Here is a 23,946-nt window from a genome sequence, read left to right as displayed (position 1 = left end):
CGGGCCGGTGGCCAAGGAGAATCGCCGGTGCGCGCCTATCTCGACCTTCTGCAACGCATCCTCGACGAGGGCGTGCGCAAGCACGACCGCACCGGCACGGGAACGCTTTCGGTCTTCGGCCACCAGATGCGCTTCGACCTCGGCGAAGGGTTCCCGCTCGTCACGACGAAGAAGCTGCACCTGAAGTCCATCGTCCACGAGCTCCTGTGGTTTCTGAAGGGCGACACCAACGTCCGCTACCTCCGGGAACACGGGGTCACGATCTGGGACGAGTGGGCTGACGAGGAGGGCGACCTCGGCCCGGTCTACGGCAAGCAGTGGCGCTCGTGGGAGGGGCCGGACGGCAGGACCGTCGACCAGATCGCCTGGGTCGTGGAGGAGATCAGGCGCAATCCGGACTCGCGGCGCCTCGTCGTCTCGGCCTGGAACCCCGCCGACCTCGATCGGATGGCGCTCGCCCCCTGCCATTGCCTGTTCCAGTTCTACGTCGCCGACGGGCGGCTCTCCTGCCAGCTCTACCAGCGCTCGGCCGACGTCTTCCTGGGCGTGCCCTTCAACATCGCGAGCTATGCGCTGCTCACGCAGATGATGGCCCATGTGACCGGCCTGCAGCCGGGGGATTTCGTGCATTCCTTCGGCGACGCCCACCTCTATCTCAACCACCTGGAGCAGGCGCGCCTGCAGCTCACGCGCGCGCCGCGCCCGCTGCCGCAGCTCAGACTCAACCCGGCGGTGCGCTCGCTCTTCGACTTCGCCTACGACGACATCGCCATCGAGGGCTACGATCCGCATCCGGCGATCAAGGCGCCCGTGGCGGTGTGAGGCTCGCAGGGGGCTGATCGCTTCGTTCACGACGATTCATTTGAATGTCGCGGGAATGTCGCGGTATCGCACGGCATTCGGTGCCGCTCCCCATCGCCTGTCGGGAAGATCATGTCGCTCACCATCCGCCCCGCCGTGCCGGCCGACGTCGGCCTCGTCCTGTCCTTCATCCGCGACCTCGCCGCGTATGAGAAGCTCCTGCACGAGGTGGAGGCGACGGAGGAGACGGTGGCGGCCTCGCTCTTCGGGGACAATCCGCGCGTCTTCTGCGACATCGCCGAGTGGGAGGGCCGGCCCGCCGGATTCGCCCTCTGGTTCTACAACTACTCCACCTTTCTCGGCCGCCACGGCCTCTATCTCGAGGATCTCTTCGTGCGGCCGGAGTTCCGCTCGCACGGCATCGGCAAGGGGCTGCTCGTCCACCTCGCGCGCCGCTGCGTCGCCGAGGGCCTCGGCCGGCTCGAATGGTGGGTGCTCGATTGGAACGAGCCGGCGATCGGCTTCTACCGCAGGCAGGGCGCCGTGCTCATGGACGAGTGGACGGTCTGTCGCGTGACCGGCGAGGCGTTGGCGCGGCTCGCCGGCGAAGTGGAGGCGGCCGTCTGACGGGTCAGCCGCCCGGGCCGGTGCCGCGCCACCCGCCGCCGCCCGGGGCGCGCCTGGGGGCGGGGGATCTCACCCCGCCCTTGCGCTCTTCTGGTAGTCCTTCACATCGGTGAAGCGGATCGCCGGCCACCGGTCCTGCTCGTATTTGAGCGAGAAGGCGGTCGAGGCGAGGAAGACCGGATCGCCGTCGAGGTCCGCGGCGATGGCGGACAGGTTGGCGTCGACGAACCGGTCGCGCTCCAGCCGGTCGTCGCTCGCGATCCAGCGGCAGACGGAGAAGCGCGTCGGCTCGTAGGCGACGGGCAGGCCGTATTCTGCCTGGAGGCGCTCGGCCAGCACGTCGAGCTGGAGCGCACCGACGACGCCCACGATGGCGCCCGAGCCGTCGTGCGGCAGGAAGAGCTGGACGACTCCTTCCTCCGCCATCTGCTGCAGGGATTCGCGCAGCTTCTTCGCCTTCATGGCGTCCTGCAGCTTGATGCGGCGCAGGATCTCCGGCGCAAAGCTCGGCACGCCGCGGAAGACGATGTCCTCGCCCTCCGTCAGCGTGTCGCCGATGCGCAGCGTGCCGTGGTTGGGCAGGCCGACGACATCGCCGGCGAAGGCCTCGTCCGCGAGCGCCCGGTCGCGCGCGAAGAAGAATTGCGGCGTGTTGAGGCTCATCGGCTTGCCCGTGCGCACGAGCTTCGCCTTCATGCCGCGCGTGAGCCTGCCGGAGCAGACGCGGATGAAGGCGATGCGGTCGCGGTGGTTCGGGTCCATGTTCGCCTGGATCTTGAACACGAAGCCGGTCATCCGCTCCTCGTGCGCCTCCACGGTGCGCGCATCTGCCGCCTGTGCCCGCGGCGGCGGGGCGAGCTCGGCCATGGCGTCGATCAGGTCGCGGACGCCGAAATTGCGCAGGGCGCTGCCGAAGAAGACGGGGGTGAGATGGCCCTCGCGGAAGCTCGCGAGGTCGAAGGGCCTGCACGCCTCCTGCGCGAGCGCGACCTCATCGCGCCAGGCGGAGACCTCCTCGGCCGGCAGGAGCGCCGCGATCGCCTCGTCCTGAGGGCCGGAGACGGGGATGGGTGCCGCGTCCGAATCGAGGCGACGCACCTGCGGGCGGCGCAGGTCGTAGGTGCCGGCGAAGCTCCTCCCGCGGCCGATCGGCCAGGTCATGGGCGCGGTGTCGAGGGCCAGCGTCTTCTCGATCTCGTCGAGGAGGTCGAAGGGGTCGCGGCTCTCGCGGTCGAGCTTGTTGACGAAGGTGACGATCGGGATGTCGCGCAGGCGGCAGACCTCGAAGAGCTTGCGCGTGCGCGCCTCGATGCCCTTGGCCGCGTCGATCACCATGACGGCCGAGTCGACGGCGCTCAGGGTGCGGTAGGTGTCCTCCGAGAAGTCCTCGTGGCCGGGCGTGTCGAGGAGATTGAAGACGCAGTCGGCATATTCGAAGGTCATCACGGAGGTGACGACGGAGATGCCGCGCTCGCGCTCGATGCCCATCCAGTCGGAGCGCGTCTGCATGCGGTTCTTCTTCGACTTCACCTCGCCGGCGAGCTGGATGGCGCCGCCGAAGAGCAGGAGCTTCTCGGTCAGCGTCGTCTTGCCCGCGTCGGGATGTGAGATGATGGCGAAGGTCCGCCGGCGCGCGACCGGGGCTGGCAGCTTGGTCATCGGAACGTCGTGGTCGGGGTGGGGAGCGCGGGCAGGACCCCGGCTCACGGGATGAAGCGGAACGTGAGGCGCGGACCTAAGGCCTGCGCCGCCGCGAATCAAGCCGGGCGAGCGGGCGGCCTTTACTTCCTGCCGGCGGCGCCCCAACATGCCTCCCGTCGTCAACAACCGAAAGGAGGTGATCCAGTGTCTCATTATCTGACGCCGCGGTCGTCGGCTCGCGTGACCTGGTCCCTCGCCTCCGCCGAGGGGCGCCTCGCCTGACAGGGCGTCGGCGCGGCCACGTGGCCGCCGCGGTTTCGAGGGGAAGGGCTGCCCCGCGCGGGGCAGCCCTTCTTCGCACCTGCTTCTCCTGTTCGTCGTCAGACGCGCGTCCGCGATGCGGGTGCAGGCGGCGCGCATTCTTCCTTCCGGATTCTATGTCGACTCCCGCCCCATCGACGATCCCGCTCGTGGTCATCGCCGCGATCGCCGACAACGGCGTCATCGGGCGTGACAACCGGCTCCTGTGGCGCCTGCGCACGGACCTTCGCCGCTTCCGTACGCTGACGCTCGGCAAACCCGTGCTCATGGGGCGCAAGACCTTCTTGTCCATCGGCAAGCCGCTGCCCGGGCGCGAGACGATCGTGCTCACGCGCGAACCCGCCTTCACGGCGGACGGCGTGACGGTGGTTCATTCCCTCGAGGAGGCGGCGGCGCGGGGCAGGTCGATCGCCGCGCGTCTCGGCGCCGATGCCGTGATGGTGGCGGGCGGGGCGGACCTCTATGCCCAGGCGCTGCCGCTCGCCGAGCGGCTGCATCTGACGCTGGTGCACACGGCGCCGGAGGGCGACGCGTTCTTTCCCGCCTTCGATCGCCAGGCCTTCCGCGAGACGATGCGCGAGGAGCACCCCGCGGGTCCGGACGACGACCATGCGTTTACCTTCGTCGACTACGAACGGAGACGGTGATGGGGGACGGCGCATCGTGACGCAGCGGCAGGCCGTTGACGAAAACCCGGCGTCTCCCCACTTGCGCGCTTGACAGCAGGGTGAGGGGCGACCCATCAACCGAGCTGCTCGATCAATTCCCATCATCGATGGGTCTTCGACGACGAGAGGAAAGGGCACGAATGCCTTGGAGCAACCAGAGCGGCGGACCGTGGGGCCAGAAGCCCGGCGGGCCGTGGGGATCGGGACCGCAGGGCGGCGGCGGTGCGCCGCCGGATCTCGAGGAGCTCCTGCGCCGCAGCCAGGACCGGCTCAAGACCATTCTGCCCGGAGGCCCCGTGAGCGGGCGCGGCATCGCGCTGATCGGGCTGGCCGCCGTCGCCCTCTGGCTGACGACCGGATTCTACACTGTCCGGCCGGACGAGGTCGGCCTCAATCTCATTTTCGGCAGGTATGTCGGCAAGACCGCCGAGGGGCTGCGCTACAACCTGCCCTATCCGGTCGGCAGCGTCTTGAAGCCACGCGTCACGACGGTCAACACCATCGAGATCGGCCTGCGCACGGGTGATACGACGCGCCGGATCTCCGCGCCGCGCGACGTGCTGGAAGAAAGCCTGATGCTCACCGGCGACGAGAATATCGTCGACATCGACTTCACGGTGCAGTGGCAGGTGAGCCCGGACAAGCCGGAGCACTACGTGTTCAACCTGCAGAACCCGGATGCCGCCATCAAGGCCGTGGCCGAGAGCACGATGCGCGAGGTGGTTGGCCGCCGCAACATCCAGCAGATCCTGACGACCGACCGCGGCGCCATCGAGGCGGAGGTCAAGCAGCTCATGCAGGAGACGCTGAACCAGTACGGGGCGGGCGTCGAGATCCGCCTGGTGCAGCTGCAGAAGGTCGACCCGCCGGCTCAGGTCATCGACGCCTTCCGCGACGTGCAGGCGGCGCGCCAGGACCAGGACCGGGTGCGCAACGAGGCCGAGACCTACGCGAGCCGCGTCGTGCCGGAGGCGCGCGGCCGGGCGGCCGGGATCATCCAGGAGGCCGAGGCCTACAAGCAGCGCACCGTGGCCGAGGCGCAAGGCGCGGCCTCGCGCTTCACCCAGGTCTACGAGGAATATCGCAAGGCGCCCGACATCACGCGCCAGCGCATGTTCCTCGAGACGATGGAGCGCGTCTTCGGCGGCATGGACAAGGTGATCATCGACCAGAAGGGCAATGGCCAGGGCGTCGTGCCCTACCTGCCGCTCAACGAGCTGCAACGCCGTCCCGGCGCCGGCGCCCAGACCGGGGGAGCCGCGCGATGAACGGCAATGTCCTCAAGATGACCGGCCTGATCCTCCTCGCGGCCGCCCTCGTCCTCCTCTATTCCGCGACGTTCGTCGTCCAGCAGACGCAGCAGGCCCTCGTCCTGCGTTTCGGCGCGGTGCGCCAGGTGGCGGCCCTGCCGGGCCTCTATTTCAAGGTGCCGCTGATCGAGAGCGTGGTCTATGTCGACAAGCGCATCCTCGATCTCGACCTGCCCGAGCAGGAGGTGATCGCCGCCGACCAGAAGCGCCTCGTGGTCGACGCCTTTACCCGCTACAAGATCATCGATCCGGTGCGTTTCTACCAGGCGGTGAACAACGTCGCCGGCGCCAACCTGCGCCTCGGCAGCATCGTCAACTCGACGGTGCGCAGCGTGCTGGCGGAGGCGACCTTTACCGATATCGTTCGCACCGAGCGCGCGAAACTCATGGGCGAGATCCGCGACGACGTGAACGAGCAGGCGGGCGGCCTCGGCCTCGCCGTCGTCGACGTCCGTCTGCGTCGGGTGGACCTGCCGCAGCAGAACAGCCAGGCGGTCTATCAGCGCATGCAGACCGAGCGGCAGCGCGAGGCGGCCGACATCCGTGCCCAGGGCACGCAGATCGCCCAGGGCATCCGGGCGCGGGCCGACCGCGACGTGGCCGTCGTCCTCGCCGAGGCCAACCGCAAGGCCGAGGAGACGCGCGGCCAGGGCGACGCCGAGCGCAACCGCATCTATGCCGAGGCCTACGGTCGCGACCCCGAGTTCTTCGCCTTCTACCGCTCGATGCAGGCCTACGAGCAGGGGCTGAAGTCGAGCGACACACGGCTGGTCATCGCGCCCGACACGGATTTCTTCCGCTTCTTCGCGGATCCGCGCGGGCGCGCTGCGGCGGGGGCCGCACCTGCCGCACCGGCGAGGCCGTGACGAGATGCGAGGCGGGGGCAGGGGCGTATGACGGATTTTCTCGCCGCGCTCGGCCTTCTCCTCGCGGTCGAGGGCATCATCTTCGCGGCCTTTCCGACGGCCGCGAAGCGGGCGATGGCGGAAGCTGCCGATGCACCCGTTGAACGCATGCGTCTCGTCGGCATCGTCTCGGCGATCGCCGGCGTCGTCATCGTCTGGCTCGTGCGCGGGTCGGGCCTCCTCTGACCCGCGCGATTTTGAGCCGCGCGACGATCTCGCCGTCGCCGTTCCGCCGCATTTCGTGCTTCAATCGACGTGACCCCCGGTTGCGGCGCAGCCTGCCGCGGCCGCCAGGAACGAGGACGACCATGGCCGTCACCCGGACAGTTTCCGTGCCTGCGGTCCCGATGGGACTGAGGCGCGCCTTTACCAGCTTCGCGCTCGCGGCCGCCGTGTCGCTGGCCGCACCCGCCGGCATTCCCAGCGCAGCGCTGGCGCGCGGGCCCGAGTCCCTCGCCGATCTCAGCGAGCAGGTGATCGACGCGGTGGTGAACATCTCCGCCTCCACGACCGTGGAGACGCGCAACCGCGCGCTGCCGCAACTGCCGCCGGGCACCCCCTTCGAGGACCTGTTCGAAGAGTTCTTCAACCGTCGCGGCCAGGGCGACAACGGCACGCGCCAGCGCCGCTCGAACTCCCTCGGATCAGGCTTCGTCATCGACGCCTCGGGCATCGTGGTGACGAACAATCACGTCATTGGCGACGCCAACGAGATCAGCGTCATCTTTAACGATGGCACGAAGCTGAAGGCCGAGATCATCGGCAAGGATTCGAAGCTCGACCTCGCTGTCCTGCGCGTGAAGCCGGACAAGCCGCTCAAGGCGGTGAAGTTCGGCGATTCCGACAAGCTGCGCATCGGTGACTGGGTCATCGCCATCGGCAACCCGTTCGGCCTGGGCGGCTCGGTGTCGGCGGGCATCGTCTCGGCGCGCAACCGCAACATCGACCAGGGTCCGTACGACAACTACATCCAGACGGACGCGGCCATCAACAAGGGCAATTCCGGCGGTCCGCTGTTCAACATGAACGGCGAGGTGGTGGGCATCAACACCGCCATCCTGTCGCCCTCCGGCGGTTCCGTCGGCATCGGCTTCGCCGTGCCCTCGTCGCTCGCCGCGCCGACGATCGAGCAGTTGCGCGAATTCGGCGAGACGCGCCGCGGCTGGCTCGGCGTGCGCATCCAGGGCGTCGATGATGCCACCGCCGAGGCGCTCAACCTCGGCCGCGCGCGCGGCGCGCTCGTCGCCGGCATCGACGAGAAGGGCCCGGCGAAGCCGGCCGGGCTCGAGGTCGGCGACGTGATCGTCAGGTTCGACGGCAAGGACGTGCGCGAATCGCGCGACCTGCCGCGCATGGTCGCCTCGCTGCCGGTGGGCAAGGAGGTCGAGGTCGTCATCGTGCGCAAGGGCAAGGAGCTCACGAAGACCGTGAAGCTCGGCCGCCTGGAGGACGGCGAGAAGCAGGCTTCCGCGGCCCCCGGCGAGCCGGAGAAGCCGCTGGTGAAGTCGGCGCTCGGTCTGGAGCTTTCCAGCCTGAATGACGAGCTGAAGCGCCGCTTCAACATCAAGGAAGGGCTCAAGGGCGTCGTCGTCACGCGCGTCGATCCCAACTCGGCTGCCGCCGACAAGCGCATCCAGGCGGGCGACCTCATCGTCGAGGTCGGACAGGAGCCCGTGAACACGCCGGCCGACGTGTCCAAGCGCCTCGAGGCGCTGAAGAAGGAAGGCAAGAAGTCGGCGCTGCTCCTCGTCGCCAATGCCCAGGGCGAGGTTCGTTTCGTCGCCGTCAGCATGGAATGACGGCGCTTGACGACAGATCCGTCGGTGGGCGAGGGCGGCCGTCAGGCCGACCCTTGGCGATGCGGATGGGCCCCCGCGGCGATCAGTCGGCGAAGTCCTCGCGACGGTAGCCCTGCGCATAAAGGAGCGCGGTGAGATCGGCATGCTCGACACGGGCATGGGCGGCGGCCGCGACTGCGGGCTTGGCGTGGAAGGCGACGCCAAGTCCTGCTTCGCCGAGCATGGCGAGGTCGTTGGCGCCGTCGCCGACGGCGAGCGTCGCCTCGCCGGAGAGGCCGAGGCGCGCGCGCAGCTCCTTCAGCGCGGCGAGCTTGGCCTCGCGGCCGAGGATCGGCTCCACGACGCGGCCGGCGAGGCGGCCATCCTCCTCGACGAGGAGGTTGGAGCGGTGCTCGTGAAAGCCGATCGTCTGGGAGATCGGGCCGGTGAAGAGGGTGAAGCCGCCGGAAACGAGGCAGGTGTAGGCCCCGTTGGCGCGCATCGTCCGCACAAGGGCACGGCCGCCGGGGGTGAGCGTGATGCGCTCGGCGATGATCGTCTCGATCACGCTCGTCCGCAGCCCGGCGAGCAGCGCCACGCGCTCGCGCAGGGCAGGCTCGAAGGCGATCTCGCCGCGCATGGCTCGCTCGGTGATCGCTGCCACCTTGTCCTTCAGCCCGACGAAATCGGCGAGTTCGTCGATACATTCCTGGCCGATCATGGTCGAATCCATGTCGGCGAGGAAGAGCCGCTTGCGGCGGCCGGCGGCCGGCTGGACGATGACGTCGACGGGCGCGCCGTCGAGGGCCGCGCGCACAGCCTCGGCATGAACACGCGGCTCGTCAGCCTCGTCCTTCGGCCGGAATGCGATGTCGGCCGCGATCTCTGCGTCGAGACGGGTCACGGGCCCGGCGCCGGGCAGGGCTTGCGCGGCACGCGCGAGAACGGCATCGGTGAGGGCGGGCGCGGCCGGATTCGAAACGAGCGTCGCGACGAGAAGCGGGGCAGCGGGCATCGGGGCGGGAGGGCGCGTGACTGACAAGGTTCGAGCCGTCCTCATCGCAGGGCCGACGGCATCCGGCAAGTCCGCTCTCGCGCTCGCCCTCGCCGAGGCGCATGGCGGCATCGTCGTGAATGCCGATTCCATGCAGGTCTACCGCGACCTCGCCATCATCACGGCGCGGCCGACACCGGAGGAGGAGGCGCGCGCGCCGCACCGGCTCTACGGCCATGTGGATGGGGCCGAGAACTACTCCGTCGGCCGCTTTCTCGCGGATGCGCGCGCGGTGATCGCGGCCGCCTGGGCCGAGGGCCGCCTGCCCATCGTCACCGGTGGAACGGGCCTCTATTTCAAGGCGCTCATCGAGGGGCTGTCGGAGATTCCAGTCGTGCCGGAGACGGTGCGCGCCGCCGTGCGGGAGGAGGCCGAGGGTCGGGAGACGCCGCTCCTCTACGCCGACCTCGCCGCGCGCGATCCGCGGACGGCGGGCAAGCTCAGACCGACGGACCGGCTGCGCATCCTGCGCGCGCTCGAGGTATTCGCCGCAACAGGCCAGCCGCTCGCGGCCTTTCACGGCGCCAGGAAGCCTGGACCGCTCGCGCGGGTGCGCATGGCCTGCATCTTCCTCGCGCCGGAGCGGGAGGACCTCTATGCGCGCATCGACCGGCGCTTCGATGCGATGATGGCGGCGGGTGCGCTCGCTGAGGTCGGCGCGCTCGGCCAACGCCGGCTCGACCCGGCGCTGCCCGTGATGCGGGCCCACGGCGTGCCCTGGCTCCTGCGCCACATCGCCGGCGAGATTGCCCTCGACGAGGCGGCGGCCCACGCCAAGGCCGACACGCGCCATTATGCCAAGCGCCAGTTCACCTGGTTCCGCCATCAGATGCGCGAATTCGCCTGGGTGAGGCCGGAGGAGGCGCGGGCGCGGCTGGAGGGATTCCTCGGCGCGGGGGAGTGAAGCGGTATCGCGCCGCTGCATTTGTTTTGGCCGTGCCTGCAACTAGAATACCCGTCGTCATGCACATGGCCGATCGACGGCGGGCGACGCCCCTCCGCCGGCCGTGTCGGGCAGGGAGGGGATCATGCAGGTACCCGTTCCAGCCAACGAGACCGAGCGCCTCGCCGCGCTGCGCCGCTACGAGATCCTCGACACGCCGCCCGAGGTCGCCTACGACGAGATCACCGAGCTCGCGGCCCAGATCTGCGGGTGCCCGGTGGCGGTCGTCGGCCTCATCGACGAGACGCGCGACTGGCTGAAGGCGAAATACGGCTTGCCGCCTGATTTCACCGAGGCGCCGCGCGAGGTCACGATCTGCTCCACCACGATCTGCAACAACGACCTTGTCTACATCCCGGACCTGACAAAGGACCCGCGCTTCAAGGACGCGCCGCCGGTGGCGGGCGAGCCGGGCCTGCGCATGTATTGCGGCATGCCGCTCATCACGCCCGAAGGCTATGCGCTCGGCACGCTCTGCGTCATCGATTTCGAGCCGCATGAGCTGAGCTTCGAGCAGCAGCAGGCGGTGCGGCGGCTGTGCCACCAGACCGTGGCCCAGCTCGAACTGCGCCGGCAGGTGCTGGAGCACGAGACGATCCTGCGCGAGCTGCGCTCGGCCCGCGACATGGCGGAGGCGGAGAAGGAGAAGTCCGAGCGCCTGCTCCTCAACATCCTGCCACCGTCGATCGCCGACGAGCTGAAGGCGCACGCGCGCGTGCAGCCGCGCTTCTACGATTCAGTGAGCGTCGTCTTCAGCGACTTCAAGGGCTTCACGCAGCTCATCGAGCGCCTGGAGCCCGCGAGCGTGGTGCAGCAGCTCGACCAGCATTTTTCCCGCTTCGACGAGATCGTGACGGGCTTCCGTCTCGAAAAGCTGAAGACGATCGGCGATGCCTTCATGGCGGCCGGCGGCCTGCCGGAGGCCAACCGCACCCACCCCGTCGACGCATGTCTCGCGGCGCTCCACCTGCAGGACTATCTCGCCCGCACCAACCGCCAGCGCGAGAAGCTGCATCTGCCGCTGTGGGAGGCGCGCATCGGCATCAACACCGGCCCCGCGATCGCCGGCGTGGTCGGTCGGCACAAGTTCACCTACGACGTCTGGGGCAATACGGTGAATGTGGCGGAGCGGATGGAGGCCGCCGGCGTGCCGGGCCGCGTCAACATCTCGGAGGCCACCTGGAACCACGTCCGGACCTGGTTCGAGACGGAGCCGCGCGGATCGGTCACGGTCAAGGGCAAGGGCGAAATGAACATGTATTTCCTCGACCGCATCAAGCCCGAATTCTCCGCCGACGCCACCGGCCTTGTGCCCAACGAGCACTTCTGGACCCACCACGCCGGCAGCCTTGGGCCGGTGCACTGAGGGCTGCGGCCCGCCGCGATGCTGTCGTCGCGGCGGGTGACGATCCTCTTCCCGACGGGCCGTCCTACTGGGCGGCCGTCGGTTGCCGGTCCGCTGCGAGCGTGTCGTCGATCTCCTTCGCGCGCACGGCCGCCGGTCGCGTGCAGATGCGCTGCCAGTAGCGCTCGAAGACGGCGCGCTTCTCGATCGTGCCGAAGCTCATGCCCCAGCCGATCTGCGCGCCGACATAGACGTCGGCCGCGGTGAACCTGTCGCCGGCAATGTAGTCGCTCTGCGACAGGGCGCCCTCGATCGCGTTCAGCACATTCGCCATGTTGCCGTAGCCGACCTGGCGCTCGCGCTCCAGCGGCACCGTGAAGCCGAGCGACAGGTTCACCGCCGCCGCTTCGAGCGGCCCGGCACCGAAGAACAGCCAGCGATAATAGGGCCCGCGCAGGCGGCTGCCCGACGGGGGAGCGAGGCCGGCCTGGGGAAAGACATCGGCGAGGTAGGCGCAAATGGCTGCCGCCTCGGTGACAATCGTGTCGCCGTGGCGCAGCGCCGGGACCTTGCCCATCGGGTTGATGGCGAGATAGGCGGGTGCCTTCATGGTCGTGCCGTACTCGAGGATCTCGGTGCGGTAGGGCTGGCCGACCTCCTCCAGCATCCAGCGGGCGATGCGCCCGCGCGACCAGGGGTTGGTGTAGAGAACGAGTTCGTCCGTCATGCGACGTTCCTCCATGCGTTCAAGAGCGTTGCGGGCGCCAACCCCGCCCTGCGGGAACCTTCGCTCCGGCGCGCCGGCCTTGGCGGTCAGAAGAATTCATCAAGAAGGCAGTCGTACGACAGGCGCTCCTCGTCCGCCGCGGTCGATCCATAGCGCCGCAGGAACGGATTGATCCATTCCTCGCCCAGCTCGCCGCCGATGCTGCGGCGGACGAGCGCCAGATCCTGGCAAGAGTCGGCGAGGCCCAGGCGTGCGCAATCGACGAAGCCGCTGAAGCGGCCGCCCTCTGCCAGAATGTTGTCGAGATAGGCATCTCCATGCATGACGACGAGCGTCTCGACCAGGGGCCGTTTCGCGAGGAGCTCGCCATAAAGCTCGGCGGCGGTGCGGCCCTTGCGCCCGTCGTCGAGATCGTCCTCGTCGACGACGCCAGCTTCGAGGCGCGCCCCGGCGAGGGTGATGCGGCGGTCGAGCCGATGGTCGAAGGGGCAGCCCTGCGGGTCGAGCCCATGCAGGCTGCGAGATGCCGCCCGGCAACGGCGCTCATGAGCAGCCAGCTTTGCCCGTTGTGGACCTCCTGGGCGAGGACGCGCGGGCAGGGGGTGCCGCGCTCGCCGAGCACCTGGACGAAGCGGCCGATCCGATCCGTCTTCAGGAAGAGGTGAGGGCGCCCTTCCGCCTCGAGGCGGAAGACACCGGCGCCCGATCTTCCGGCGGTCGGCCGCTCCCGGGCGTAGTCGCACAGCAGCGAACGCAGGGCGGGCGGCAGGCCGAGGTCGATCGCGTCGACGCACGGCATCGGGAAAGTCTCCTGAAGCGGAGCTGTCGGTGATGAAGAATCCGGCGAAGGTGCAATGGTAGCGTCATGGTGCCGGCCGCGCCATCGGCCACAGACCGCGCCGGCCGCCGGGCGCAACGCCCGTGAATAGCCTCTATTCGCCGATGTGGAGTGCATGGCCTCCCGGATCGGGCATGTTCAAGGTTCTCTCCACGAGGTCTCCTCATGCCCGTCGAACCCATGCTCATCCTGGTCGCCGGCCCCTACCGCTCGGGCACCGGCGACGATCCCCTGCTCATCGAGCGCAATATGCGCAGCATGAACGAGGCGGCGCTCGCGCTCTTCCACCGTGGCCACGTGCCGGTGACGGGCGAGGCGCTCGCCCTGCCGCTGATCGACCTCGCCGGCTCACGCGCCGTCGGCGATGCCATCTTCGACGAGATCTTCCACCCCCTGGCGGAGCGGCTGGTGCGCCGCTGCGACGCCTGCCTGCGCATCGGCGGCCGGTCGCAGGGAGCGGATGCCATGGTGCGCATCGCCCGCGATGCGGGACGGCCGGTCTTCCACGGGCTCGATGCCGTGCCCGAGGTGCAGCCGTGAGCGAACGGGCGCCGATCCGCATCCGCTCCGTCGAGATCCTGTCCGACGACTGGGCGCTCCTGACGAAGACGACGTTCGACTACCGCCGCCGCGACGGAACCTGGGAAACGCAGGTGCGCCAGGCCTACGATCGTGGCGACGGGGCGGTCATCCTGCCCTACGATCCCGGCCGCGGCACCGTTCTGCTCGCGCGTCAGTTCCGGCTGCCGGCCTATGTCAACGGTCACCCCGGCCATCTCGTCGAGGCCTGCGCCGGGCTTCTCGACGGCGACGACCCCGAAAGCTGCATCCGCCGGGAGGCGGAGGAGGAGCTGGGCTGTCGCCTGAGCGACGTGCGCCGCGTCTTCGAGGTCTTCATGAGCCCGGGCAGCGTCACCGAGCGGCTCGTCTTCTTCGTCGCCCGCTACGCCCCCGTCGATCGCGTGGCGCAGGGCGGGGGCATGGCCTGCGAGGGCGAGGACATCGAGGTTCTCGAACTCGCGCTCGACGACGCCTTGGCCATGATCGCGACCGGCGGCATCATCGACGGCAAGACGATCATGCTCTTGCAGCATGTGAAGCTCGCCGGGCTGATGAAGGTGTGAGGGGATTTGATCGAGGGGCCGAACTGGGACGACATCCGCATCTTCGCGGCCATCGCCGAGACGGGCTCTCTGAGCGCGGCGGCGCGTGCGCTCGGGCTGAGCCAGCCGACGGTCGGGCGGCGCCTGCGGGCACTCGAGGACGCACTCGGCCTCCGGCTCGTCGAACGGGTGTCCAACAGGCTGGCGCTGACGGCTGCGGGAGAGCGAATCAGGGTGCGCGCCGCGACCATGACGATGGGAGCGCTCGAGATCGTGCGCGCCGCTCGCGCCATTGACGCGGGCGACGGGGAGCCGGTGCGCATCACGGCCACGGGCTCGATCTCGCTCTTTCTCGCGCGGCACATGGGCGAGCTCCTCGCGAGCGCGGCGCCTGTGCCTGTCGCCGTGGAGGCGAGCAAGGGGCGCGCGAATCTCGCCCGGCGCGACGCCGACATCGCCATTCGCATGCGGCGCCTGCCGGAGGACGGCGACCTCGTCGCCCGCCGCGTCAAGCGTCTCGCCTTCACCATCTACGGCCCGGCGGGTGCGGAGGAAGCGGCCATCGGCCGGGGCGTGCCGATCATCGGTCTGCCGAAATCCGGCTCGTCGGTGCAGTCGGCCTTCCTCGACGCCTGGGCGGGCGCACGTCCGATCGCGGTGCGCATGGGCGATGTGGCGCTGCGCCATCAGGCCGTGCTCAGTCACAGGGGCGCGACGCTGCTGCCCTGCTGGCTCGGGGACGGCGATGCGGACCTCGTGCGCCTCATCCCGCCGCCCGAGGACCTGCGCGAGGACGTCTTCATCCTCGTGCATCGCGACCTGCGCGCGCTTGGGCCGGTTGCCGGCGTGAGCCGGGCCCTCGCCGACCTGTTCAAGGCTCACGCGGCGGCGCTGGCGGGCGACAGCCGGGCGGCGCGACCCGTCAGCCGATCGTCTGACGGGGCGGCGGAACGCGCCTCATGAAGGGGCGGCGGCATCGGCCCATCGTGTCACGAAGGAAGCCCGAAGACACAACGACGGCGCATCGGTTTCCCGGTGCGCCGCCGCTCGGCCGTTTCCCGACGCCGAAGCGTCGTCTTCGGCCGATCTTTCTGCCGGGCTTGCAGTCCCGGCTCGAATGGTCAACGCGCCACGGGCGGAAAGGTTCCGTTCAAGAAAGTGTGATCGCGCCGCACGATTGCAGCCCGAGGCGGCTTGACCGACGTGGCCGGCTCCGTTAGCGTCCCGCGCAATCTTCATAAAGGGTGACGCGGCGCATGCGCGCGATTCTTATTGTACCGGGGGCGCCATCGACGGAGCGGGTCTGACCCGCAGGTCCGGTTGGTGGCGCATGCAGGGTCCCTCTGGGACCCTTTTTTATTGCCCCGAGCGGACCCGTCCCGGCGGAACGAGCGAAGACCGACGGAAAGCGAGACGAGGAACTTGACGATGAGCGAGACGATGACCGGCGCCGAGATGGTGGTCCGCGCGCTGCAGGACCAGGGGGTCGAGCACATCTTCGGCTATCCGGGCGGTGCCGTGCTGCCGATCTACGACGCGCTCTTCCATCAGGAGAGGGTCAAGCACATCCTCGTCCGCCACGAGCAGGGCGCGGTGCACGCGGCCGAGGGCTATGCCCGCTCCTCCGGCAAGGTCGGCGTCGTCCTCGTGACCTCCGGCCCCGGCGCCACCAACGCCGTGACCGGCCTCACCGACGCGCTCATGGACTCGATCCCGCTCGTCTGCCTCACCGGGCAGGTGCCGACCCATCTCATCGGCTCGGATGCCTTCCAGGAGGCCGACACCGTCGGCATCACCCGGCACTGCACGAAGCACAACTATCTCGTGAAGCGCATCGAGGACCTGCCGCGCATCCTGCACGAGGCCTTCTATGTCGCCGCCAACGGGCGGCCGGGTCCGGTCGTCATCGACATCCCGAAGGACATCCAGTTTGCCTCGGGCACCTATGTGCGGCCGTCGAACAACCGGCACAAGACCTACCGCCCGCAGGTTCAGGGCGACGCCGAGAAGATCCGGGCCGCCATCGCGCTGATGGCCCAGGCCAAGCGGCCCGTGTTCTACACGGGCGGCGGCGTCATCAACTCGGGTCCGCAGGCCTCCGCCCTGCTGCGCGAGCTCGTGCGCCTGACTGGCTTCCCGATCACGTCGACGCTCATGGGCCTCGGCGCCTTTCCGGCCTCCGACCGGCAGTTCCTCGGCATGCTCGGCATGCACGGCACCTACGAGGCGAACCTCGCGATGCACGGCTGCGATCTGATGATCAACGTCGGGGCGCGCTTCGACGACCGCATCACCGGTCGCCTCGACGCCTTCTCGCCCGGCTCGCGCAAGATCCACATCGACATCGACGCCTCGTCCATCAACAAGAATGTCAAGGTTGACATCGGCATTGTCGGCGACTGTGCGCACGTGCTCGAGGACATGGTGCGCGTGTGGCGTTCCGCCTCGCCGCAGGTGGACAAGGCGGCACTGAAGGAGTGGTGGGAGAAGATCGACGGGTGGCGGGGGCGCAACTGCCTCGCCTACCGGCAGTCGAAGGATACGATCAAGCCACAGTACGCTGTCGAACGCCTGTACGAACTCACCAAGGATCGCGACGTCTACGTCACGACCGAGGTCGGCCAGCACCAGATGTGGGCCGCGCAGTTCTTCAAGTTCGAGGAGCCGAACCGCTGGATGACCTCGGGTGGCCTCGGCACCATGGGCTACGGTCTGCCGGCCGCGGTCGGCGTGCAGCTTGCGCATCCGAAGGCGCTCGTCGTCGACATTGCCGGCGAAGCCTCGATCCTGATGAACATGCAGGAAATGTCGACGGCGCTGCAGTATCGCCTGCCGATCAAGGTGTTCATCCTCAACAACGAGTACATGGGCATGGTGCGCCAGTGGCAGGAACTGCTGCACGGCGGCCGCTATTCGGAGAGCTATTCGGCGGCCCTGCCCGACTTCGTGAAACTCGCCGAGGCCTACGGCGGCGTCGGCATCCGCTGCGACGACCCGGCGAAGCTCGACGACGCCATCCGTGAGATGATCGACACGCCGAGGCCCGTCATTTTCGACTGCATCGTCGACAAGACCGAGAACTGCTTCCCGATGATCCCGTCCGGCAAGGCGCACAACGAGATGCTCCTCAACGACGTTGCAGGGGACATCGGCTCGGTCATCGACGAGAAGGGCAAGATGCTGGTGTGAGGCGCGGCGCCGCGCCCTCCACGTCAAGGGGGAAGGTGAGCCACGCGGGCGTCGACCTTGATCGGTTCCGTCACACCGCTTGATTGGACCCGCGCCGCCCATCGCGGCAGGCTCGCCGCCCCACCATCGAATCCGGACCAAGGCCCATGAAGCTCGTCATCGCCAACAAGTGCTATTCGTCGTGGTCGCTCAGGCCGTGGATCCTCATGCGTCAGGCCGGCATTCCCTTCGAGGAGGTGCTGGTGCCCTTCGGCCCGACCTTCGACGACCCGGCCTGGAAGGCCGAGGTCGGGCGCTACACGCCGGCTGGCAAGGTGCCGACGCTCGTCGACGGCGACGTCGCGGTGTGGGAGTCCATCGCGATCATGGACTATCTCGCCGAGCGCTTTCCCGACCGCGCCATCTGGCCGACGGATCGGACGGCACGGGCCATGGCGCGTTCGCTGGCGGCGGAGATGCATGCCGGGTTCGGGGCCCTGCGCAACGCCTGCCCGATGAACCTCGGCAAGAAATACGCCTACCGCGACCGCGGCGAGGCCGTGAACCGGGACGTCGCGCGTGTCGTCTCGGCGTGGCGGCAGGCGCGCGAACGCTTCGGCCAGGGTGGGCCGTTTCTGTTCGGTGAATTCTCGGCGGCGGACGCGATGTACGCGCCGGTCGTGACGCGGCTCGACACCTACTCCTTCCCCGTCGACGCGGCGACGCGCGCCTACATGGATGCTGTGCTCACGACGCCGGCCTTCCGCGCCTGGCGCGAGGCGGCACTGGCCGAGCACTGGATCGTCGACGCCGACGAGGTGGCCGAGGAAGCCCTCGAGAATTATCGCCAAGCCGCGTGAGGCCCGCTATGCAGCACGTTCCGCCCCCATCTCCCTTCGGAGCCCCGCCGATGAAGTCCCACTATTCCGACGCGCCGGCGGCCGAGCCGCTCGCCCGTCACACGCTCGCCGTCATCGTCGACAACGAGCCCGGCGTACTGGCGCGCATCGCAGGCCTGTTCTCGGGGCGCGGCTACAATATCGAGAGCCTCACCGTCTCGGAGACAGAGCACGAGAAGCATCTGTCGCGCATCACCATCGTGACCACGGGCACGGCGCATGTCATCGAGCAGATCAAGGCGCAGCTCGGCCGCCTCGTGCCCGTGCACAGTGTCAACGATCTCACCGTGCAGGGTGAGGCGGTGGAGCGCGAGCTTGCCCTGCTGAAGGTCGTGGGCAAGGGCGAGCAGCGCGTCGAGGCCATGCGCCTCGCCCAGGCCTTCGGCGCGCGCACGCTCGACGCCACGCTCACCTCCTTCGTCTTCGAGCTGACGGGCGGCAGCGACGAGATCGAGCGCTTCATCAAGATGATGACGGCCTGCGGCCTCGTCGAGGTCTCGCGCACAGGCATCGCCGCGATGAGCCGCGGGGCGGAGGGGATGTAGCGATCATCCCCTCCGGCCGATCCTGCCGTGGGATGTTCCCGTGGACGAGCCGTCGTGGCCGACGACCGACCGGCGGTCTCAGCGACGGACGGCCGCAAGCTCGCTTGCGGCCGTCCGCGCGTCACGCGAGACTCGGGACGCGGCGCCTCACTGCCCCGCAGGCGGGCAGTTGGGGCCACCCGCGTAGGCGTAGAGCGAGTTGGGGTCGAACGAGGGGCCGGTGAAGTTCGCGAACTGAACCACCTGGTAGTTGCGCGGGTCCATCCACGACACGGTGAAGCCGTTCGGCTGCGGGATGATGGCCGTGGGAATGTCGCAGGCCCACTGGCTTGATCCGCTCGGCGTCGACTGCTTCGAGGAGGCCGCCAGCAGCCAGCAGCTCGTGCCGCCGGTGAGCTGCACGGTGCCGTAGCCTTGCGTCCAATAGGCGCCGGCGCCCTCCTTGTAGTAGTTGTCGAGCTTGTAGACGATCTGGTTGGCGGTCGTCGGATTGGTCGCCGTGGCGACGATCATGCCCATCTCGTTCGTCGACGGGCTCTGCACGGTGAGATTGCCCTGACCGCAGAAATAGACGTCCGCACGGGCGCCGGTCGTGAGGGCAAGGGTTGCGATCGCCGCCGATGCAGCCGCAATGAGAATGTGACGCATAATTTCCTCCAGATCGAATAATTATTGTCATCGCAACTGATGGCTGCGTTCTCCGGGAAAGTTTACGCAACCAACGATTTTGACAACGAAAAGATACTCGTTATACGTGCAGATCTTGTCAAGACATCCCTTTCCGTCAGGGACGCTCCGCGGATGCAGGGCATTGGCCCTGGGCAGGTCGGCGTTCACCGCGGCCCCTCATCCCGGACCCGGCCCGCGGGAGCCCCGCGATGCCGGGCTGCGGGCCCCCGGGGGAGGCTTCCTCGCCTCGGCCGTCGCGGAGGCCGCCCTGGTGCGCTCAGCCGGCAAAACCGCCGTCGTCGAGAAAGCGCCGTTCCTCCTCCGTCGTGTCCCGCCCGAGCGCCGGGTTGCGGTGGGGGAAGCGGCCGAAGCGAGCGATGACGTCGCGGTGACGCTCGGCCCATCCGAGGCCGTCGGCGTCGCCCGCGGCCGCATAGAGCGCGACGCAGCGTTCCTGGTCCGCGAGATCTTCGGAATGCATGAAGGGCAGGTAGAAGAACCCGCGCAGCCATGGCTCGACCAGACCGTCGAAGCCCTGTGCAAGGGCGCGCGCCGCCACGGCGCGGGCGGCGGCGTCGGTGCCGAAGGCGCGTGCCTGCCCGCGGAACATGTTGCGGGGAAACTGGTCGAGCAGCAGGACGAGGGCGAGCGCGCCCTCGGGCGTCGCTTCCCAGTCGCCGAGGCGCCCCCCGGCGGCCGCCTCGTGTGTCATGAGGAAGCGCGCCGTCACAGCGGCGTCGAAAGCCGCGTCCTTGGCGAACCACTTCTTCGGTCCGGCATCGCGCCAGAAGGCGACGACCTCTTCCGCCGAGGCCATGGTCATGCCTGCTCTCCTCGCATACCCGGTCCGTGCCCGATGCGCCCCGGCGTAACCGGCCTGCACCCGTCGTCGTGCGAATCGCCCGCCGCCCCGGCGCCATCGCGCGGCTGCCCTGCCCAATTCTCACTTGACCCGCCGCGCGCCGCAGGCATAAGGCGCGCTTGCCTTTCGGTTCTCCCGGCCGCGGCGCCCGCGCGACAGGACGTGAGCCCGCACGGCGCGGTAGCCTAACAATCATGCCAAGGAAGGGGCATCTCATGCGCGTTTATTACGACCGCGACGCTGACATCAACCTGATCAAGAGCAAGAAGGTCGCGATCATCGGCTACGGCAGCCAGGGCCATGCCCATGCGCTCAACCTCAGGGACTCGGGCGTCAAGGACGTGTGCATCGCGCTCAAGGCCGGCTCGGCGACGCGCGCCAAGGCGGAAGCCGCGGGCTTCACCGTGATGACCCCGGCCGAAGCGGCGAAGTGGGCCGATGTCATCATGATGCTGACGCCCGACGAGCTGCAGGCGGACATCTATCGCGACGAGCTGCACGACAACATGAAGCAGGGCGCCGCGCTTCTCTTCGCGCATGGCCTCAACGTCCACTTCAACCTGATCGAGCCCCGCAAGGATCTCGACGTGCTCATGGTGGCGCCGAAGGGCCCCGGCCACACGGTGCGCTCCGAGTACCAGCGCGGCGGCGGCGTGCCGACCCTCATCGCCATCCACCAGGACGCGACGGGCAACGCCCATGACCTCGGCCTGTCCTACGCCTCCGCCAACGGCGGCGGCCGCGCCGGCATCATCGAGACCACCTTCAAGGAAGAGTGCGAGACCGACCTCTTCGGCGAGCAGGTCGTGCTCTGCGGCGGTCTCGTCGAGCTCATCCGCGCGGGCTTCGAGACCCTCGTGGAGGCGGGCTATGCGCCCGAGATGGCCTATTTCGAGTGCCTGCACGAGGTGAAGCTGATCGTCGACCTCATCTACGAGGGCGGCATCGCCAACATGAACTACTCGATCTCCAACACGGCCGAGTACGGCGAGTACGTCACGGGCCCGCGCATCATCACGGCTGAGACGAAGGCCGAGATGAAGCGCGTCCTCGCCGACATCCAGTCCGGCAAGTTCACGCGCGACTGGATGCTGGAGAACAAGGTCAACCAGACCTCGTTCAAGGCCACCCGGGCCCGCAACAACGCCCACCAGATCGAGGAGGTGGGTGAGAAGCTGCGCGCCATGATGCCCTGGATCAAGGCCAAGGCCCTCGTCGACAAGTCGAGGAACTGAGCCGGGCGACGATGGCCGGTCCCGCTGCGGCGGGATGGGCCGGGTTCCAGCGTGGCAGGGGCGCGCCGGTGGGCGCGCCCCTTTTTTGTGCGCTGCCGGTAACTCGGATGCTGCAGCCAGCGTACCTGCTAACGTAGCCGGACGAGATCGGGGTGTGCTCATGACGGAAGCGAGGCAGGACGACTTCTATGCCGGCGTGCCGGTGTTCGCCGGCTTCGCGAGCCTCATGGACCCGGGGCTCTACAAGCCGTTGCCGGATGACTGGCTGGTTGGGCTGACCGATGTCGTGGCCTCGACCAGGGCGATCGAGGCCGGGCGCTACAAGGCGGTGAACACCGCCGGTGCGGCGGCTATTGCCGCAATCGCCAACGCCCTCGGTACCCAGGCCTTCCCCTTCGCCTTCGGTGGCGACGGGGCGAGCTTCGCCCTCGCGCCGGAGCACGCGGCGAGGGCGCAGGAGGCGCTCGCGGCGACCACCGCCTGGGTGCGCGACGATCTCGACCTGACCCTGCGCGCGGCGCTCGTCCCCGTGAGCGCCATCCGCGGAGAGGGGGTCGACGTGCGTGTCGCGCGCTTCGCGGCTTCCCCCCATGTGGACTATGCCATGTTCTCGGGGGGCGGGATCGCCTGGGCCACGGCCGCGATGAAGCGCGGCGCCTTCGCAGTGGAGCCGGCGCCGCCGGGCATACGCCCCGACCTCACGGGCCTGTCGTGCCGCTGGCGGGAGATGGCGGCCACGCGCGGCGTCGTCCTGTCCGTCATCGTGCTTCCCGCGGCGGGCGAGACGTCGGAGGCGTTCGGACAGCTCGTGGGCACGTTGCTTGCGCTAGCTGCCGATCCCGCCGAAGCTGGCCGTCCGCTGCCGGATACGGGGCTGCATTTGAGCTGGCCGCCGGCCGGCCTGGAGATCGAGGCGCGCGCCTCGCGCCGGCCGCGCGGTTCCCTCGCGCTGCGACGGCTTATGCTCGCGGCGGAAACGCTGGCCGCCTTCCTCGTCTTCCGGTTCGGGTTGCGTGTCGGCGGCTTCGATCCGGCGCGCTATTGCGCCGAGCTCGTGGAGAACGCCGACTTCCGCAAGTACGAGGATGGCCTGCGCTTGACCCTTGACTGCACGCCGGCGCTGGCGGACCGCATCGAAGCCCTGCTGGTGGCGGCTGAGGAGGCCGGCATCGCCGACTACGGCATTCATAGGCAGGCCGCCGCGATGATGACCTGCTTTGTGCCCTCGCCGCTGCGCAGCGACCATGTGCATTTCATCGACGGGGCGACCGGCGGCTATGCCGCCGCGGCAGCGCGGCTGAAGCGCGCACGGCGGCTGCCACGCGAGCCGGGCGGCGGCGCATGTTGAACTATTTGTGAACATGATCCCGTCTTCTCGTCATGTGGTGCCATGGTAGGCTATCTCCGGGTGACCCAAGGGGAACCGGCCATGGACGACCGTGACGCCATCCGTCGACGTCTGGTATCGGCCTATGCCGCGCGCGCTCGGGGCAGTCTCGACGAGACCCTGGCGCTCTTTTCCGAACAGCCCTCGTTCCGCCTCATCGGCAGCGGGCCGCTCGCCAAGTTCGCCCGCCACTGCGAGGACGTGCAGTCCATTGTCGAAACGCTTCTGGCGATCGAGACCGAATACGAACTCGACGACATTCGCGTCGACGACGTCCTCGTCGACGGCGCGCGCGCAGCCGTGCTCTGGCACATGACCGTAACCGGGCGCCGGACGGGCCGGCGCACCGTGATGGAGCTTGTCGACTACATCCGCTTCGACCGCGGCAAGATCACGAGCTTCACGGAGTTCTACGATACCGCCAAGGCGGCGGCGCTGCTTGCCTGAGACTTCGCAACCGGAGCCCTCAGGCCGGCAGGAAGCGATGGAGCATGGCCGCGCCCGGGGCGAGAAGGACGAAGGCCCACACCATGGCCGAGGCCACGTTCGCCATCTGGAAGAGGAATTGCGACATCGCGAAGACGCCGGCGACGAGCGGCACCACTGCCCGCAGCGGCCCGAAGAAACGCCCGATGAAGATGCCCCAGGCTCCCCAGCGTTCGAAGAAGGCATGGCCACGCGCCACCATCTCGGGGTGGCGCGAGAGGGGCCACACATGGGCCGCCCGGTCCCTCAGGTAATAGCCGATGAGATAGGAGATCCAGTCGCCGAGCGAGGCGCCCGCCGCCGCGCCGAGCCAGACCGGCCAGAATTCGAGCCCGCTCGCGCCGACGAGGGCGCCGACGCCGATGAGGATGCCCCAGGCGGGCACCAGCAGCGAGATGAAGGCGAAGGATTCGGCAAAGGCGAGGACGAAGACGATGAGCGGCGCCCATGCCTCGTGCTCGCGCACGAAGGCGACGGTGTCGGCGACGAAGGTCTGGAACGTCATGGGAGCGATGGGGACGGGCCGGAGCGGTGACATCCTTATGTCGGCATGCGCGCCGGTTATGCAACTCTCCCCCGACGAGGGTTGCGCCGCGAGGCGTGTCGGGTAGTGTGGCTGACCTTTCCGGCCGAC

Annotated in this window: 25 protein-coding genes; 18 read left to right on the top strand and 7 right to left on the bottom strand. The window is 68.8% G+C overall.

Annotation, left to right across the window (positions count from 1 at the left end; all coding sequences use genetic code 11):
• The first annotated feature begins 27 nt into the window (after nucleotides 1-27).
• Both QNA08_RS10065 and QNA08_RS10060 read left to right on the top strand, forming a co-directional pair.
• Nucleotides 28-822 (top strand): thymidylate synthase, encoded by a 795-nt coding sequence (locus QNA08_RS10065; RefSeq protein WP_283740566.1) that lies wholly within the window; start codon nucleotides 28-30, stop codon nucleotides 820-822.
• Between the two features lie 111 nt (nucleotides 823-933).
• Entirely contained in the window at nucleotides 934-1,428 is a 495-nt protein-coding gene (locus tag QNA08_RS10060; RefSeq protein WP_283740565.1) for a GNAT family N-acetyltransferase, read from the top strand.
• Between the two features lie 69 nt (nucleotides 1,429-1,497).
• Here the strand turns inward: QNA08_RS10060 and QNA08_RS10055 are convergent, their stop codons facing one another.
• Nucleotides 1,498-3,087, bottom strand: a complete 1,590-nt coding sequence (locus QNA08_RS10055) for a peptide chain release factor 3 (protein ID WP_283740564.1) — start codon at nucleotides 3,085-3,087, stop codon at nucleotides 1,498-1,500.
• 419 nt (nucleotides 3,088-3,506) lie between these two features.
• Between QNA08_RS10055 and QNA08_RS10050 the strand changes: the two genes are divergently transcribed.
• The 5 genes from QNA08_RS10050 to QNA08_RS10030 all read left to right on the top strand — a co-directional run bounded on the left by QNA08_RS10050 (nucleotide 3,507) and on the right by QNA08_RS10030 (nucleotide 8,072).
• Complete coding sequence (locus QNA08_RS10050) at nucleotides 3,507-4,037, top strand: dihydrofolate reductase (RefSeq protein ID WP_283740563.1); 531 nt, start codon at nucleotides 3,507-3,509, stop codon at nucleotides 4,035-4,037.
• Between the two features lie 161 nt (nucleotides 4,038-4,198).
• Nucleotides 4,199-5,326, top strand: coding sequence for an FtsH protease activity modulator HflK (gene hflK, locus QNA08_RS10045; protein ID WP_283740562.1), 1,128 nt, complete (start codon nucleotides 4,199-4,201; stop codon nucleotides 5,324-5,326).
• The gene (hflC, locus tag QNA08_RS10040) at nucleotides 5,323-6,234 is read left to right on the top strand and encodes a protease modulator HflC (RefSeq protein ID WP_283740561.1); all 912 of its coding nucleotides are present in this window, start codon (nucleotides 5,323-5,325) and stop codon (nucleotides 6,232-6,234) included. Before hflK ends, hflC begins: the two co-directional genes overlap by 4 nt.
• A gap of 27 nt (nucleotides 6,235-6,261) precedes the next feature.
• A complete protein-coding gene (locus QNA08_RS10035) occupies nucleotides 6,262-6,459 on the top strand; it encodes a DUF2065 family protein (RefSeq protein ID WP_283740560.1) in 198 nt (65 codons plus the stop codon).
• Nucleotides 6,460-6,581: 122 nt separating this feature from the next.
• Nucleotides 6,582-8,072 carry a DegQ family serine endoprotease gene (locus tag QNA08_RS10030; protein ID WP_422679892.1) on the top strand — a complete coding sequence of 497 codons (1,491 nt, stop codon included), beginning with the start codon at nucleotides 6,582-6,584 and terminating at the stop codon, nucleotides 8,070-8,072.
• Between the two features lie 82 nt (nucleotides 8,073-8,154).
• On the opposite strand, the gene serB is transcribed toward QNA08_RS10030, so the two are convergent.
• A complete protein-coding gene (gene serB / locus QNA08_RS10025) occupies nucleotides 8,155-9,066 on the bottom strand; it encodes a phosphoserine phosphatase SerB (RefSeq protein WP_283740559.1) in 912 nt (303 codons plus the stop codon).
• Nucleotides 9,067-9,082: 16 nt separating this feature from the next.
• Here serB and miaA point away from each other — a divergent pair, with 16 nt between their 5' ends.
• Together miaA and QNA08_RS10015 are read left to right on the top strand one after the other, a co-directional pair.
• Entirely contained in the window at nucleotides 9,083-10,009 is a 927-nt protein-coding gene (gene miaA, locus QNA08_RS10020) for a tRNA (adenosine(37)-N6)-dimethylallyltransferase MiaA (protein ID WP_283740558.1), read from the top strand.
• A gap of 124 nt (nucleotides 10,010-10,133) precedes the next feature.
• The gene (locus QNA08_RS10015) at nucleotides 10,134-11,414 is read left to right on the top strand and encodes an adenylate/guanylate cyclase domain-containing protein (RefSeq protein WP_283740557.1); all 1,281 of its coding nucleotides are present in this window, start codon (nucleotides 10,134-10,136) and stop codon (nucleotides 11,412-11,414) included.
• A 64-nt stretch (nucleotides 11,415-11,478) separates the two neighbouring features.
• Here QNA08_RS10015 and QNA08_RS10010 read toward each other — a convergent pair whose 3' ends face one another.
• A complete protein-coding gene (locus QNA08_RS10010; RefSeq protein WP_283740556.1) occupies nucleotides 11,479-12,120 on the bottom strand; it encodes a glutathione S-transferase family protein in 642 nt (213 codons plus the stop codon).
• Between the two features lie 86 nt (nucleotides 12,121-12,206).
• Nucleotides 12,207-12,863, bottom strand: coding sequence for an aminoglycoside 3'-phosphotransferase (locus tag QNA08_RS10005; protein ID WP_283740660.1), 657 nt, complete (start codon nucleotides 12,861-12,863; stop codon nucleotides 12,207-12,209).
• Between the two features lie 275 nt (nucleotides 12,864-13,138).
• Between QNA08_RS10005 and QNA08_RS10000 the strand changes: the two genes are divergently transcribed.
• The 6 genes from QNA08_RS10000 (at nucleotide 13,139) to ilvN (ending at nucleotide 18,673) form a co-directional block, all read left to right on the top strand.
• On the top strand, nucleotides 13,139-13,498 hold the full coding sequence (locus QNA08_RS10000; RefSeq protein ID WP_283740659.1) for a DUF4406 domain-containing protein: 360 nt from the start codon (nucleotides 13,139-13,141) through the stop codon (nucleotides 13,496-13,498).
• The gene (locus QNA08_RS09995; RefSeq protein WP_283740555.1) at nucleotides 13,495-14,082 is read left to right on the top strand and encodes an NUDIX domain-containing protein; all 588 of its coding nucleotides are present in this window, start codon (nucleotides 13,495-13,497) and stop codon (nucleotides 14,080-14,082) included. The genes QNA08_RS10000 and QNA08_RS09995 overlap by 4 nt, the downstream gene beginning before the upstream one ends.
• Before the next feature lie 6 nt (nucleotides 14,083-14,088).
• On the top strand, nucleotides 14,089-15,024 hold the full coding sequence (locus tag QNA08_RS09990; protein ID WP_283740554.1) for a LysR family transcriptional regulator: 936 nt from the start codon (nucleotides 14,089-14,091) through the stop codon (nucleotides 15,022-15,024).
• 465 nt (nucleotides 15,025-15,489) lie between these two features.
• Nucleotides 15,490-17,250, top strand: a complete 1,761-nt coding sequence (locus QNA08_RS09985; protein WP_283740553.1) for an acetolactate synthase 3 large subunit — start codon at nucleotides 15,490-15,492, stop codon at nucleotides 17,248-17,250.
• Nucleotides 17,251-17,396: 146 nt separating this feature from the next.
• Nucleotides 17,397-18,089: a glutathione S-transferase family protein gene (locus QNA08_RS09980; protein ID WP_283740552.1), complete on the top strand. Its 693-nt coding sequence runs from the start codon at nucleotides 17,397-17,399 to the stop codon at nucleotides 18,087-18,089.
• A 50-nt stretch (nucleotides 18,090-18,139) separates the two neighbouring features.
• Complete coding sequence (ilvN, locus tag QNA08_RS09975; RefSeq protein ID WP_283740551.1) at nucleotides 18,140-18,673, top strand: acetolactate synthase small subunit; 534 nt, start codon at nucleotides 18,140-18,142, stop codon at nucleotides 18,671-18,673.
• A gap of 147 nt (nucleotides 18,674-18,820) precedes the next feature.
• Here the strand turns inward: ilvN and QNA08_RS09970 are convergent, their stop codons facing one another.
• Together QNA08_RS09970 and QNA08_RS09965 are read right to left on the bottom strand one after the other, a co-directional pair.
• Entirely contained in the window at nucleotides 18,821-19,321 is a 501-nt protein-coding gene (locus tag QNA08_RS09970) for a hypothetical protein (RefSeq protein WP_283740550.1), read from the bottom strand.
• A gap of 298 nt (nucleotides 19,322-19,619) precedes the next feature.
• Entirely contained in the window at nucleotides 19,620-20,165 is a 546-nt protein-coding gene (locus QNA08_RS09965) for a DUF924 family protein (RefSeq protein WP_283740549.1), read from the bottom strand.
• A 254-nt stretch (nucleotides 20,166-20,419) separates the two neighbouring features.
• Between QNA08_RS09965 and ilvC the strand changes: the two genes are divergently transcribed.
• The 3 genes from ilvC to QNA08_RS09950 all read left to right on the top strand — a co-directional run bounded on the left by ilvC (nucleotide 20,420) and on the right by QNA08_RS09950 (nucleotide 23,273).
• Complete coding sequence (gene ilvC / locus QNA08_RS09960; RefSeq protein WP_283740548.1) at nucleotides 20,420-21,439, top strand: ketol-acid reductoisomerase; 1,020 nt, start codon at nucleotides 20,420-20,422, stop codon at nucleotides 21,437-21,439.
• 160 nt (nucleotides 21,440-21,599) lie between these two features.
• Nucleotides 21,600-22,787: a DUF3095 domain-containing protein gene (locus QNA08_RS09955; protein WP_283740547.1), complete on the top strand. Its 1,188-nt coding sequence runs from the start codon at nucleotides 21,600-21,602 to the stop codon at nucleotides 22,785-22,787.
• An 81-nt stretch (nucleotides 22,788-22,868) separates the two neighbouring features.
• A complete protein-coding gene (locus QNA08_RS09950) occupies nucleotides 22,869-23,273 on the top strand; it encodes a nuclear transport factor 2 family protein (protein WP_283740546.1) in 405 nt (134 codons plus the stop codon).
• Between the two features lie 19 nt (nucleotides 23,274-23,292).
• On the opposite strand, the gene QNA08_RS09945 is transcribed toward QNA08_RS09950, so the two are convergent.
• Nucleotides 23,293-23,817, bottom strand: a complete 525-nt coding sequence (locus QNA08_RS09945) for a DedA family protein (protein ID WP_283740545.1) — start codon at nucleotides 23,815-23,817, stop codon at nucleotides 23,293-23,295.
• Nucleotides 23,818-23,946: the final 129 nt, after the last annotated feature.

It is taken from the genome of Chelatococcus albus, from assembly GCF_030067675.1.
GTDB classification, from domain to species: Bacteria; Pseudomonadota; Alphaproteobacteria; order Rhizobiales; family Beijerinckiaceae; genus Chelatococcus_A; species Chelatococcus_A albus.
Note: the sequence above shows the minus strand (reverse complement) of the source record. Positions and strands in the feature narration are given on the sequence as shown.

Bases quoted from the DNA above. Each gene is read 5' to 3' on its own strand.
- QNA08_RS10035 (WP_283740560.1), top strand. From the start codon at position 6,262: ATGACGGATTTTCTCGCCGCGCTCGGCCTTCTCCTCGCGGTCGAGGGC.
- QNA08_RS10010 (WP_283740556.1), bottom strand. From the start codon at position 12,120: ATGACGGACGAACTCGTTCTCTACACCAACCCCTGGTCGCGCGGGCGC.
- QNA08_RS09950 (WP_283740546.1), top strand. From the start codon at position 22,869: ATGGACGACCGTGACGCCATCCGTCGACGTCTGGTATCGGCCTATGCC.
- QNA08_RS09945 (WP_283740545.1), bottom strand. From the start codon at position 23,817: ATGACGTTCCAGACCTTCGTCGCCGACACCGTCGCCTTCGTGCGCGAG.
- hflC (WP_283740561.1), top strand. From the start codon at position 5,323: ATGAACGGCAATGTCCTCAAGATGACCGGCCTGATCCTCCTCGCGGCC.
- hflK (WP_283740562.1), top strand. From the start codon at position 4,199: ATGCCTTGGAGCAACCAGAGCGGCGGACCGTGGGGCCAGAAGCCCGGC.
- QNA08_RS09965 (WP_283740549.1), bottom strand. From the start codon at position 20,165: ATGACCATGGCCTCGGCGGAAGAGGTCGTCGCCTTCTGGCGCGATGCC.
- QNA08_RS09970 (WP_283740550.1), bottom strand. From the start codon at position 19,321: ATGCGTCACATTCTCATTGCGGCTGCATCGGCGGCGATCGCAACCCTT.
- ilvN (WP_283740551.1), top strand. From the start codon at position 18,140: ATGAAGTCCCACTATTCCGACGCGCCGGCGGCCGAGCCGCTCGCCCGT.
- ilvC (WP_283740548.1), top strand. From the start codon at position 20,420: ATGCGCGTTTATTACGACCGCGACGCTGACATCAACCTGATCAAGAGC.
- QNA08_RS10030 (WP_422679892.1), top strand. From the start codon at position 6,582: ATGGCCGTCACCCGGACAGTTTCCGTGCCTGCGGTCCCGATGGGACTG.
- serB (WP_283740559.1), bottom strand. From the start codon at position 9,066: ATGCCCGCTGCCCCGCTTCTCGTCGCGACGCTCGTTTCGAATCCGGCC.
- QNA08_RS09985 (WP_283740553.1), top strand. From the start codon at position 15,490: ATGAGCGAGACGATGACCGGCGCCGAGATGGTGGTCCGCGCGCTGCAG.
- QNA08_RS10000 (WP_283740659.1), top strand. From the start codon at position 13,139: ATGCTCATCCTGGTCGCCGGCCCCTACCGCTCGGGCACCGGCGACGAT.
- QNA08_RS10060 (WP_283740565.1), top strand. From the start codon at position 934: ATGTCGCTCACCATCCGCCCCGCCGTGCCGGCCGACGTCGGCCTCGTC.
- QNA08_RS10050 (WP_283740563.1), top strand. From the start codon at position 3,507: ATGTCGACTCCCGCCCCATCGACGATCCCGCTCGTGGTCATCGCCGCG.
- QNA08_RS09955 (WP_283740547.1), top strand. From the start codon at position 21,600: ATGACGGAAGCGAGGCAGGACGACTTCTATGCCGGCGTGCCGGTGTTC.
- QNA08_RS10015 (WP_283740557.1), top strand. From the start codon at position 10,134: ATGCAGGTACCCGTTCCAGCCAACGAGACCGAGCGCCTCGCCGCGCTG.
- QNA08_RS09980 (WP_283740552.1), top strand. From the start codon at position 17,397: ATGAAGCTCGTCATCGCCAACAAGTGCTATTCGTCGTGGTCGCTCAGG.
- QNA08_RS10055 (WP_283740564.1), bottom strand. From the start codon at position 3,087: ATGACCAAGCTGCCAGCCCCGGTCGCGCGCCGGCGGACCTTCGCCATC.